This window comes from Streptomyces sp. NPDC045899, from assembly GCF_056431485.1.
Map to the genome: position 1 here is coordinate 126,034 of NZ_JBWKKP010000006.1, position 12,277 is coordinate 138,310.

Genomic DNA, 12,277 nt, shown 5'->3' on the forward strand with positions numbered 1-12,277 from the left:
CAAGGTCCTGCGCCGTCACTTCTGGACACGGGCCGCGGCCTGGCAGCTCTTCGCGCCCTTGCAGTTCTTGAGCGCGGTGAGGGTCTTGTGCAGGGAAGCGCGCTTCTCGGCCGGAAGGGACGCCTCCAGGTTCTTGAGCTGGTACGGGTCGGACCGGGTGTCGTAGTACTCCCGCTCCCCGTCGCCGTATTCGACGTAGAGGGCGTCCGCGGTCCTGATGGCCTCGTAGCTGGGCGGGTTGCCGGCGTCGTCCGGGCCCGCGTCCGGGTCGTTCTTCTTGGACTTCGTGTGGTGGTGTTCGATGAGCACGGCATCGCGCCAGTCATCCGTCCGCCGGCCGTGCAGCAGCCCGCTGAGGCTCCGTCCGTCGACGGTCGACGGCGGCTTCACTCCGGCGAGTTCCAGGAAGGTGGGGTTGAGGTCGATGTTCTCGGCCAGTTGGGAGACGCGCCCCCCGGCCGGCACGCCGGGTCCCGTGACCACCATCGGCACCCTGATGTCCGTGTCGTAGGGGGTCTGCTTGCCCGGGCGGAGCCGGTGCTCACCCATGTGGAAGCCGTTGTCCGATCCGAACACCAGATAGGTGTTGTCCGCCAGGCCCTTCTCCTTGAGCCGGCTCTTCAGACGGCCGATCATCTCGTCCACCGCCTGCACGGAGCGCACCCGCTGGCGGAACTTCCGGTCGATCTGCTTTTCGTCCTTGACCGTCAGGGGCTTGAGGGTGCGCTGCCATCCCGGCGGCGACTGGGAGATCTTGTCGTAGGCGGGTGTGCGGGGGGCCTTGAGGGTGGGGAACGTGTCGGCGTGGCGCGGTGCCGGGGTGGCGGGGGCGTGGGGAGCGAACGTCGCCACCGTCAGCATGAACGGCTTGTCCGCCTTCGCGGAGGAGTCGACGAAGGACGTCGCCTTCTTCGCGAGCACATCCGTCAGATAGTCCTGGGGGTCCTCCCCGTAGGACCTGACGTGGCCGTTCTCATTCAGTTCGTAGTCGTAGTTGCGGTAGCCGTCGCCGGCGACGTCCCACTCGTCCCAGCCGGGCGGGACGTACTTGTCCTTCGGCCGGTAGCCGTTCAGGTACTTCCCCATGAATCCGGTCCGATAGCCGACGTGTTGCAGAGCGGGAGCGAAGCACTTGTCTTCGTTGCCGTTCTTCATGAAGGCGCCGTAGCCGCCGTCATCGCCGTTGTTGGTGAAGACACCGGTGTTGTGCGGGTGCTGACCGGTGAAGATGGACGAGCGTGACGGGCAGCACAATGAGTCGGTGGTGAAGAGATTGGGGAACGAGGTACCGCTCTTCTCCATCTCCTTCACATGCGGCATGTACTGCATGAGGTTGGATGAGAGGTCGTCGGCGAGCACATAGACGATGTTGGGCTTGTGCGCCGCGGACGTGGTGCTGTCGGCTGCCGCATGGCTGCTGCCGGTCTGAGCGGTGTCCGCCCTTCCCAGGCACGATGTCAGCAATGTGGCGATCACTGCCATGCACAATCCGGCTGTGGCCGTACGGCGGTGTCGGATGCCGCGCATGAGTAGTCCTCCTCGGGATCTGGTATCGCCGGAAACGGTAGGACCCGACTTTGTGGAATGCTTGTGGCCCATCTGCGGACGCCCATATTCCGTTCTGCCGAGCACGATTGAATGGGCGGCGGCAGCCCGGAGTGCAGTAATTCGTTCGGCACTGGAAAGATGATGTGCGGCCAGGCCGATCCCGCGCGTTGGCGTGGGCGACTCATGGGCGTGTGGAGTAGGTGGTCCGTCCGTAGTGGACCTCGATGCGCATGGCCGCCCGGAAGGCGGTGGCATAGGACATCAGGCGGAGCACCCGAGCGTGCAGGGTCGGTCTGCTGAGAGGACGTTCCGCGGATCCCAACAGCACGCGCAGTTCGTGACAGCACCAGGGGCCGGTGCCGCTCAGGAGCATTCTGAGGAGCAGCTTCTGTGAGTCGCGATGCGGTGGCGACAGGGGAGAAAGGCGAACGCGCTCTGGTGTTGAAGTGGCCGCCGCTGTCCCCAGCCGGCGCCGGTCGGCGGCGAGTCTGGCGGCCAATTCCCTCGCCGGGAGGCCGCGGTCGAGGACGTTGTGAGCGTTGGCGCCGAAGAGGGGCAGGGTGTTGGTGCCCGCCGGCACCAGGACGCTGACCGGTGCGAGTCGGCTCAGAGCACGAACACGGCGCTCCAGGTCTACGGTCGACCGTGCGCTGGGGACGTCCAGGACCGCCATGGGGCATCCGCTGTCCAGCAGGCGTACGTAGGCCGGCACCGAGCCCCAGCGGTGCAGCTGTGCCGGGAAGGGCCGTGCGCTCCGCAGCCCGCCCAGCAAGGGCGCGGTGGCGGTGTGGTTCAGCGAAAGGACCGTCGGTGCCACAGCCGGGGTGTGTGTGACGAGGTGTTCCATGACGAGCGATCCAGAGGAGAGGGACATGCGTTGACCAGCGCTTGGTTGAGGTATGACCGTCACCGTCAGGTGGGGAGGTCGTCCCTGCCCTGGGCAGGTGCCCGGTGGTGAGCGGTATGTGTCCTGTGCGTTGGTGTACGGCGGATCGCGGAGCCCTCGACCATGGGGAGCCGCAGTTGGAGCGTGTGCTCGCGCCTCTGTCCATATGGCGACACATCAGAAGACCGCATACGCAGCGTGTGCTCGAGGTTCTGACGTGGTGGCAGCGTGGCTTGGAACACCGGTACCACGGCCGGTGGTGGCGGAGATCCCGCTGACTGCCGTGAACGCCAGACCAGCGACCGCGGAGCCCTCCAGCGGAAGTGCAGTGCGAGCAGCCGGATGACAAACGCGGCGATGCCCACCCACACCGCGGTGGGGATGGTCAGCATCCGCATCCAGTGAAGAGCCGCCACCCCGCCGGCCCCCGTCACCGCGGGCAGCGCGTACAGGTCCTGGTCCCAGCGCAGCACCGGGGGAATCTCACGCGCGAGCACACTGCTGAAGGTGCCCCCGCCGACGGCCGTGGCGATACCCAGTGCCACGGAAGCAAGCGGCCCGAATCCATGTGCCAGCCCCTTTATCGTTCCGGTGACGCTGAACAGGCCGAGGGCCGCCGCGTCGAGAACCTGGCACACCATCGGGTGGCGTTGGGTGGTGAGGCTGAAAAAGACGATGCCCGCCGCAGGGACAGGAGCGAGGGCGTAGCCCAGGTCGGTGAAGGCGATGGGAGTGACACCGAGCACGATGTCGCGGAACAGCCCACCACCCACTCCGGTGACTTCGGCGAGGACCACTGTGCCGAAGAGGCCGAAGTCCCTGCGGACGGCGAGCAGTGCCCCGCACAGGGCGAAGGCGAAAATGCCTGCCAGGTCCAGCGGGTAATGGATGACGGCCGTAAATTGATACATGGAAAACTTCCGGTGAGTCTGTTCCCTGTTTCGACGCAGAGGGCAAATCAGATCGGGCGGTGTCAGCCGGCGGAGATCCGCAGATCGGTCACATACCAGCGACCGTCCATCTTGGTGGCCACGATCTTGAGGCTGGTCTGGTCCTCCGTCACTCCGGTGGAATGCGAGAGCATGATGGCCTTGAGTGTCTGGCCGTCAACGGTCACCTGCTCCCCGTCTACCGTCGCGGCCCCGTCCGACGCCGGGACCTTGGCGACCTCCACCTCCGGGGGGTTCTTCGGCTGCTCGGGGGTGAACGACGTGTGGAGGGAGTGGAGCTGCTTCTTCGCCTGCCGCGTCTGCGGCGACTTACTTCCGCACATCGCCGCGGTGTTGGGCTTCGGGGGTGCGGAGTCCTTGGCCGGTGCGGCCATGAGCAAGCACGCCTTCTGGGAGCGGTCCTGGACGATCGCGGTGACCCACTCGGCAACCGCTCCCTGCGCTGTGGACTGATCACCAGAACTCCCCTTCGCGGGCGGAGAGCCCTGGGAAGACGGGGTGCCCTCGGAGGCCGAGTGATCCGCGGAGGAGCCTCCTGCGCCCTTCGCCTTCGTGGAACTGCTTGAACATGCCGTGACAGCGGGAGCCACCGCCACCAAACATACGCCGACGATCCAGTTGACGGGTATCCACTTCGAGCTTCCGAATCTCATCACGCGTAAATGCCTCTCTCGACAGTGCCTCCTCGGCACACACCTCAGGGGTGTATCGCCGCCTTTCTTCCAGCCGAATACGCACCGGATATGCGGCCGATCGCCCTCACTGTAACCTCTCGAAGGCCCGCGCTTTGTCTCTCATCCCCGGAATAAATACGGAGGAATTCCGAGCATCCCAGACACAGGCTGAGCCGGGCTCATCAGTAGGACAGGGTAGCCGCAGTGTTCACGCGGCCAACGGCTCGAAACATTTAATCCGCGATCAGGACCGTTTTTTCCGGACTCACATGTCTTGTGTGTAGGGCGGTGTTGCCCGCACATTTGACGAGGCATCCGCTGTCGATGGTGTCTGGTCAGTCGTCAGCCGGGGAGCGCCGTTGTACCGGCGAGGTGGCGGCCCCCATTCGAGCCCGGTTGCCGGTGAGCAGCCGCGGGGACATCCGGCACGCCGCCGGCCCACGGCCCCGCAGGACACTGCGGCCCACCGTCGTACCGACCCCTGTCAACACCACCCCAGCGCCATGGGTCTCGTCTTCATGGCCGGGAGGAGAAACGCATGTCCGATCAGCACCAGGCCGGTGGTTCCACGACGTCCAGCGGTCTGTCGGCCGCGGGGTCGGCGTCGTATGGGCCGGAGTCGACCTCGGTGCGCGGTGACCCGCCCGCCGTCGGCGAAACCTCCGCTGTCGGCGGTACGTCGGCCGCACCCGACTCATCTCCCGGCCCCTCCACCGGACCACGACGCACCCGGACGGCCACCGGCGAGCGAGGGGAAGGTGACTCCGCGGGCGGGGCGGCACCGGCTGTGCGCCGCTGGATGGCCACGAGCGGCGGTCCGGCCACCGTCGCCACCGCCGAGCCGGACGGCGGCGCCCGCACGGGCCGGAATCCGGCGGCACCTGAGGCACGCGGCGGAGGCGAGGACGAGGCCGCGGCCGGGGAGGAACCGACGACCGGCCAGCGGTCCAACGGCGGTATCCGCGCCTGGGCCTCCCGTATCGGCCTGAGCGCGAGCACCGCCGCGTTCGCTGAGACTCGGGCCGGTGGAGAAACCGCGGCGGCCGCCACGGTCGCGGCCCCGGGTCATGGTCCCCGGGGCGGAGACGTCGGTTCCCCCGGCCATCCCAAGAAGCCCATGCTCGCCGGCGCCGCCATGGCGGGGGCGATCCTCATCGTCGTGCCCCTGATCGTCATGGTGACCAGCCAGGATGAGGACGACAGAAAGAAGGTGGCCTCCTCCGCCGACACGGTTCTGGGTGACGACGGCTCGAAGCAGGGCGAGTTCGTGGCCGAATCCCCCGCCGCCGGGGAAACGAAGGACGGGAAGAAGAGGTCTGCTCCGCCGTCGGAGGGGGAGGACGACTCGGACCCGGCGGGGTCCGGCCCGCCGACGGGGGAAGAGGGCGAAGGGGAGGACGCGGGGCACCAGGAAGGCGGGAAGACCGAGGGCGGAATGGATGACAGGGAGGGGAGGCCACGAACGGGGGGAGGGAAGACGGACGGAGGGAAGACGGACGGAGGGAACGGGACACACTCCCACGCGCTCCCCGCGGTACTGTCCCGGACATTGATCAAGAACAATGCGAACAAGACCTGCGTGGACATCCCCGGATACGGCAAGGGGGCCGACGGCGGCCGGATCATCCAGGCCAAGTGCAACAACCGTACCCACGACAACCAGCTGTGGACCGTGCAGAAGAAGTCCCAAGGCGGTGGCTCCGGCGGAGCACCGCTGTTCGTCATCCGCAACGTCAAGGCCGGGAAGTGCCTGGACCTGCCCGGAGGCGGGGCTGCCAAGAAGGGGGAGAAGGTCAAGGAGGCTCCGTGCCAGGGCACCACCGCTGACAATCAGCTGTGGTGGCTGGACAAGCGGCACGACGGCCGCTTCTGGATCCGCAACGCCGCCAGTCACCACATGTGCCTGGACTCCCACGCGGCCAAGAGCAAGATCCGCGATCTGCTCATCTCGCCCTGTGCGCCGGAGAAGCGGAACAACCACGAGTGGATCTTCACCCGCGGGTGAGGCGGGGCCCCGGCCGCAGCGCGGGTGGCCCCGGTGTGCTCCGCCGGGGCCACCCGCTGTCCGGCGCCTGGTCGACGACAGCCTTCGGACACCCGCGCTTCTCCTGCGTGGCCGTGACGAGCGCGCCGAAGCTGTCGAAGGGCGTGGACCGGCCTCCTCCTTCGCCGACCGCGGCACAGGCAGGACCTACGTGATCACCATCGCAGGGTGTTGTCCGGGGCTCGCGCCGCCTCGTACGCGAATCCCCAGAAGTCCGAGTGCCCGATGGCCAGGTTCACATGCGTGAGATGGACCAGCGACGGCAGCAGGCGGAACTCACGTCCCAGCTCTTCCGCATCGTCTCCTTCGTCCTCGTCGTCCAGCTCCTCGCATCTGGTGGAGACGGCGAGAAGGGTATGGTCCTTCATCGTGGCGGCATCGGCCAGGAACACCACTTCGAGTCTCTGGTCGCCGGCCAGGGCGGACAGCGCCACCTCATCCGGGCCCGCCCCGGAGAACGCGCGATCGTCGACGATATGGGTGTGTACCTCGAACTCGCCCTCGGGCCGGCTGAGCAGGTCGACGACGGCCCGCCATGCTTCGTCGTCCGAGTGGTCCGTGCGCACGACGAGGGCCTCGGTCTCGAAGTCGCGCCTCCCGCGGCTGATGGCCGGTCGCGTGGGGCGCGCATCTCCGGGTAGACGTACGCCGTGCCAGGCCCAGACTGCGAACCCGTCGCGGTAGACGATGGCCGGGCCGCGTTCGCAGTGCGGTCGGCCCTGGTCATCACGGTGCAGTACGGTGGGGCGCTCGGTGAGGATGACGGCGTGTTCGAAGGGCCACCACCGCCCGGCCGACCGCGCGACACGCATGATGCCGGTGAGTCGGTCAGCCTCCGCCACGGACCAGTGGCAACGGAAGTAGTCCCAGAGCGCCAGCCATTCGGCGCCGTGCTGGCCAGGTATCGACCTGGGGATCTCCACCCCGAGCCGATCCCGGACCTGGGCCCGTACAAGGTCTCGGATCTGCTCCCCGAACTTGAGGCCGTGGACACGATCCCAGAAGTGGGCCCAGACCTGACCCTCGTCCATGGCCCCGGTCCCAGCCCCGAACTCCTCCTGGAGCAAGGCCCGGACCCGGCGTACGACATGGCCTGGGATCTGATCCCGCACCCGGTCCCGGACCTGCTCCCCGACGTGATCCCGGATCCGGGCCCACACTTGCCGGTCGGCTTCGGCCTGGCCCTGGATCTGGAGCCGGGCTCGGATGAGAGCCTCGACCGGGCCCCGGATCCGTGCCTCCACTGGGGGCCGGGGGCCCTCCGCGCCCGCCAGCAGCCAGGCTCCGACGGCTCCGGCCAAGGGGGAGTCGAGCCAGATGAACACGGTCGGAGGCTCCAGGCCCGCCGCGCGATAGGCGTCGGCCACGCCGGCCTCGGCCTCGCCGCGGTCGGCGTGGCCGGTCGCGAAGCCGTGGTCGAGCCAGTGGTCCCTGACTCCGTCCAGGGTGTGAAGGTGGGTGTCGGACACCTTGTTGCCTTTCACGCGGTCCTGCCCCCGTGGCTCGAGTAGTGGGCTGGTAGGTCCGGTTCATGGCTCGTCCCCCGAGGAGCACACCGAGTTGGAGCCGCTCGACTGCGGCCGCGGGGGGCTTGGCCTGAAGGATGCCGGAACCGACGCACCATGGTGCGGACCACGTGCTGGTGACCACAAGATGAGAAGTGCGGATTATTTCCCTTCCCGCCGGAAGAAGTCACCGCACACCGCGGAGGCAGGTGACGCCGGGTGTGGGCGCCGGTTCGCTGCGCGTCGCCCCCTTCGCCGCTCCAGCCATGAACGATGTCTTGTCGCCCTGACGTAGTGTCACAGGAATCACACAAGGTCATCTCCTACGGTCTCGGCTCCGGAGTTCCACAACGCGCCGCGGTCGAGCTGAGCGCTCGTCGAGAGGCACGGCAGTCCCGGAAGCGACATGAGCCAGAAGAGGCCAACCTCATGGAATTGATAAGAGAAGTGATGCGATCTCCCAGGCATCCGGAGGCGATCCGGCAGCAAGCTGGCGTGTCACAGTCGAGGAGCAAGCACGAAAGTCTGGTCATGGGGCTGTTGCGCCGACACGGCCCGCTGACCCGGAGCGAGTTGGGGGATCTCTGCGGCTTGTCGCGTACCACGCTCTACGACGTGGTCGGCGTGCTCATGGACAGTGGGGCTGTGAACGCCTCGGTGCCGAAGGTCGACGGGCGGAGGCGTGGCCGCCCGGCGGAGACGCTGTCCTTGAACTCCCGGCCCGCCGATCTGCTCGGTATCGACTTCGCCCGGCAGGCCGTACGGGTGGCGGCCATGACCTCGGTGCACGGGAGCATCAGCAGTGCGAGCGAGCCACACGCTCCCGACGCATCGTGGGAGGAGCGTGTCGACGTCGCGCGACGGCTGACCCGCACCCTGACGGGTGGAACTCCGCGGCTGGACGCGATCGACGGCATCGGTGTGGGGGTGACCGGCCCGGTCGGCCCCCTCGAGGACGACGCACCCGGCTCGATCCGTCGGAACGCCGTGTCGGCACTGGTGAGCGAGCGGTTCGGTATCCCGGCGTACCTCGACAGCAACACGCGACTGGCTACCTTGGCCGAACGTACCTGGGGCGCGGCCATCGATGAGCAGGACGTCCTGTACCTGTGCCTGTCGCACACGGTCGGAGGTGGCCTCGTGGTGGGAGGAACCCTGCACCGAGGGGCCCACGGATTGTCGGGACAGTTCGGCCACATCACCGTCGGCCCCGAAGGCGGTCCCTGCACATGTGGGCGGGTGGGATGCCTGGAGACCGTGGCGTCGATCGGTGCCGTGCTCGATGCTCACGGATCCGCCACGGATGTGCCGCAGTTGATGGCCGCGCTGGAAGCGGGCGACCAGGCCGCGTACTCGGCGCTGGCACGTGCCGGTGCGTATGTCGGCAAGGTCTTGGCCGACCTGTGCAACGCATTCGGCCCCAGCCTCGTCGTCCTGGGCGGTGAGCTGACCGACACCGGTCCGGCTCTGATGGAGCCGCTGCGGCGCGAACTGGACGCGCACGTGACCTGCTGGGGTTCGCGGACGCCACTCCGTGTCCGTCCGGCCAAGCTCGGTGACGTGGGCGCCGCTCTCGGTGGTCTCGCCCTGCTGCTGCACCGACGATCCGCGGATATCGGCCGCCTGGCAGCGCTGTCGCCGACGGTTCCCTGAGTTCGTCAGGAGTCCGGGGGCGCGTAGCATGACGGCCCCGGAAGCCGGGCTGGGGTATCACCCACGACGATCGCGGAGGTACGCATGACCGGCAGTGCCGGACGGGTGCTCGTGGCCGATGACGACGATGCCACCCGGCGCTCGCTGAAGAGAGGGCTCCAGCTGAGCGGTTACGAGGTGACGCTGGCCGGTGGCGGCCATGCCGCGCTGGAGGTGGCGCGGGCCGACCAGCCCGATGTCGTGGTACTGGACATCTGCATGCCTGATGTGAGCGGTATCGACGTGTGCCGCACTCTGCGCGAGGCCGGCGACGACGTGCCGGTGCTGATGCTCTCCGCTCTCGACGAGCTCGACGACCGGATCGCCGGGCTGCAAGCCGGGGGAGACGACTACCTGGTCAAGCCTTTCGCCCTCCAGGAGCTGGAACTGCGGGTGCGTGCCCTGCTGCGCCGTCGCCCGCTCACCGCGGTCGACCGGGTGCGGGTCGGCGGCCTGGTGCTCGAACCGGCCACCCGCGAGGCGTCCGTGGACGGGCGGTTGCTGAACCTGACACGGCGGGAGTTCGAGCTGCTCGAGGTCCTGGCCCGCAACGCCGAGGTCGTGCTGACCCGCGATCAGTTGATGGATCGGGTGTGGGGTTACGACTTCCAGGTGCGCTCCGATGTGGTGGACACCTTCGTCAGCTATCTGAGGCGCAAGTTGGAAGCCGACGGACGTCCCCGGATGCTGCACACCGTTCGTGGATTCGGCTTCGTCCTGCGTGAGCAGCGTCCGCATCACATGGACCGGTCGGCTGGAGGTGGAGCGTGAGGCTGTCCACGCGCCTTGCCCTCGGAGTGGGTGTGAGCGTGCCTCTGCTGGTCCTCGCCACCGGTTGGCTGCTGCTGCGTCTGGTCGCCGATGACCTGCGCGTGCACCAGGACGCACAACTGAGCGCCCGGGCCACGGCCGTGTCCCAGAACGCCAACAGGTACCTGCACGCGAGAGAAGACGATCAGCCGGTCATCGCCGAGAAGTCGCGGCGGCGGCTGGAGGGGGCTGCACGTGACATGGGGATCCGGCTGTCCGGCCCGGACGGTACGATATCGGCTGGTCCGCAGCCCGACGGTGACATCCGGTTGCCCGCCCGTGCCCCGAATCCCGTCACCGTGCGTTCCGGTGGCGAGACCTGGCATGTCCTGTCGCGACGTGTGTACACCGCAGGGCGGGGAAGCACCCCGAATCTATGGATCTTCGCCCCGGACAGTGCCTACCAGGCGGAGATCTCCTTGGTGCGCAAGCGGGTCGTGACGGTCACCCTGTTGGCCGCGCCCTTGGCCGGGCTCATCACCTGGGCGATCTCCGCCCGCGCGGTCCTGCCGCTACGGCGACTGCAACGCCGGACGAGCGGGCTGGACCCCAGGAACCGCACCACACGCCTGGAGCACACACCGACCCGCATCACCGAGGTCGACGAACTGGCCCGTACCGTGCAGAGCGTGTTCGCCCGCTACGACGAACAGGCGGCCCGCACCGACGAGGCCCTCGCCACGGCACGTTCGTTCACCACGGCCGCTTCCCACGAGCTGCGCACTCCGTTGATGAGCATGCGGACCAATCTTGACATCCTCACCATGCACACCGAGCTCGACGTCATCGACCGGACCGAGGTGCTGGAGGATCTGGGGCGTGAGCACACCCGGTTGCTCGGACTGCTGGTGATGCTCAAGACACTGGGCCAGGGCGACCTGGTCGAGGCGGACGCGTTCACGCCCGTGGACCTGGCCGAGGTGGTGGAGGACTCGGCCGCTGACCTGCGCCGCGCGTACCCGGACGCGGCGGTGTCCGTACAAGCCTCCGCGGGACTGCTGGTACACGGCTGGGAGCAGGGGTTGCGCTCAGCCGTCGGCAACCTGCTGACCAACGCGTGGACACACGGACGCACGGACGGAGGTCACGCTCGCATCGATGTGGCACTGCACCCGTCCCGCGGGCAGGATCGTCCGGCGGCGCTGCTCACGGTGGACGATCTCGGGCCAGGTGTCCCGGACGCGCGGCGCGAAGAGATCTTCGAACGTTTCCGGCGGGGTCCGAACAGTCCCGGCTCAGGTCTCGGCCTGACTCTGGTCGCCCAGCAGATCGCCTTGCACCAAGGCAGGGTCACCGTGCAGGACCGCCCCGACGGGCGTTCCGGAGCACGCTTCGAGGTATGGCTGCCCGTCAATGACGTCTCTGCTGTGGAGGACACACTGCCACTGGTGCGGCGGGATTGGCTGACGGATACCACGGGGCGCCACGACCCTCGTACAGCCGTTGGCCCACACCGCCGCTGACCCGGTGACCGGGCCGACGATGGGCCGGACGTTCCCTCACTCGACCAGGCGCAGCCAGGCCGCCGCGAGTGCGTCGTGTCCGGCCGGTGTCGGGTGCACGCCGTCCGCGGCCCAGTACTCCGGCCCGGTCTTCGCGACACGCGCGGCGAACATGCCGTCGGCGTCGAGGAGTTGTGCGCTGTACTTACGGGCGAGGTTGCGCACGGCCTGGATCTTCGGGTCCAGGTCGGTGCGCCACAGCTTTCGCTCCTCTTCTCCGATGAGTGTGTCCCCGGCCTCGATGACACCGTGGATCGGCAGGAGGAACGGCTCGATGAGGATCAGTTCGGTGCCCGCCTCGGCGAGGGGCGCGAGGAGGCGGTCATAGCCTGCTGCGAACCCCTCCGCCGGGATCACGTACCCCTCCGGGTCCAGCGTGTGCCAGCCCATGTCGTTGACCCCGACGAGGATCGACACCACGTCCGGGTGCGCATCGAGTACGTCTGCCTGCCAGCGGGCTTCGAGGTCCATCACCTTGTTGCCGCTGATTCCGGTGTTCAGCCAGGTCACGGGGCGGTCCGGATGTCGGAGTCCCCATTCGCCCGCCACGCGCAGCGGGTAGCCGAACCCGAGGCCGTCTTCACTGGCCAGCCGTTGGCAGTCGGTGATCGAATCGCCCGTGAACATCACGGTGCTTCCGGGTCGGACGGTGATCGTCATATGTCC

At 68.0% G+C, this 12,277-nt stretch carries 10 protein-coding genes; 4 read left to right on the top strand and 6 right to left on the bottom strand.

The features are described from left to right. Positions 1 to 15: 15 nt before the first annotated feature. The 4 genes from AC07FT_RS11300 to AC07FT_RS11315 form a co-directional block, all read right to left on the bottom strand. On the bottom strand, positions 16 to 1,527 hold the full coding sequence (locus tag AC07FT_RS11300) for a sulfatase family protein (protein WP_479175857.1): 1,512 nt from the start codon (positions 1,525 to 1,527) through the stop codon (positions 16 to 18). Positions 1,528 to 1,729: 202 nt separating this feature from the next. Continuing rightward, entirely contained in the window at positions 1,730 to 2,365 is a 636-nt protein-coding gene (locus AC07FT_RS11305; RefSeq protein ID WP_479175859.1) for a hypothetical protein, read from the bottom strand. 95 nt (positions 2,366 to 2,460) lie between these two features. Next, a complete protein-coding gene (locus AC07FT_RS11310) occupies positions 2,461 to 3,345 on the bottom strand; it encodes a trimeric intracellular cation channel family protein (RefSeq protein WP_479175861.1) in 885 nt (294 codons plus the stop codon). A gap of 62 nt (positions 3,346 to 3,407) precedes the next feature. Then, complete coding sequence (locus tag AC07FT_RS11315) at positions 3,408 to 3,758, bottom strand: hypothetical protein (RefSeq protein WP_479175863.1); 351 nt, start codon at positions 3,756 to 3,758, stop codon at positions 3,408 to 3,410. An 838-nt stretch (positions 3,759 to 4,596) separates the two neighbouring features. Between AC07FT_RS11315 and AC07FT_RS11320 the strand changes: the two genes are divergently transcribed. Next, entirely contained in the window at positions 4,597 to 6,063 is a 1,467-nt protein-coding gene (locus AC07FT_RS11320; protein ID WP_479175864.1) for an RICIN domain-containing protein, read from the top strand. 194 nt (positions 6,064 to 6,257) lie between these two features. Here AC07FT_RS11320 and AC07FT_RS11325 read toward each other — a convergent pair whose 3' ends face one another. Beyond that, a complete protein-coding gene (locus AC07FT_RS11325; RefSeq protein WP_479175866.1) occupies positions 6,258 to 7,586 on the bottom strand; it encodes a DUF6924 domain-containing protein in 1,329 nt (442 codons plus the stop codon). A gap of 612 nt (positions 7,587 to 8,198) precedes the next feature. Between AC07FT_RS11325 and AC07FT_RS11330 the strand changes: the two genes are divergently transcribed. From AC07FT_RS11330 to AC07FT_RS11340, 3 genes are all read left to right on the top strand, one after another. Continuing rightward, positions 8,199 to 9,260, top strand: a complete 1,062-nt coding sequence (locus AC07FT_RS11330; protein WP_479175868.1) for an ROK family protein — start codon at positions 8,199 to 8,201, stop codon at positions 9,258 to 9,260. Positions 9,261 to 9,344: 84 nt separating this feature from the next. After that, positions 9,345 to 10,070 (top strand): response regulator transcription factor, encoded by a 726-nt coding sequence (locus AC07FT_RS11335; protein WP_479175870.1) that lies wholly within the window; start codon positions 9,345 to 9,347, stop codon positions 10,068 to 10,070. A gap of 32 nt (positions 10,071 to 10,102) precedes the next feature. After that, positions 10,103 to 11,572: a sensor histidine kinase gene (locus tag AC07FT_RS11340; RefSeq protein WP_479175872.1), complete on the top strand. Its 1,470-nt coding sequence runs from the start codon at positions 10,103 to 10,105 to the stop codon at positions 11,570 to 11,572. Positions 11,573 to 11,608: 36 nt separating this feature from the next. Here AC07FT_RS11340 and AC07FT_RS11345 read toward each other — a convergent pair whose 3' ends face one another. Continuing rightward, complete coding sequence (locus AC07FT_RS11345; RefSeq protein ID WP_479175873.1) at positions 11,609 to 12,271, bottom strand: SGNH/GDSL hydrolase family protein; 663 nt, start codon at positions 12,269 to 12,271, stop codon at positions 11,609 to 11,611. Between the last annotated feature and the right edge of the window lie 6 nt (positions 12,272 to 12,277).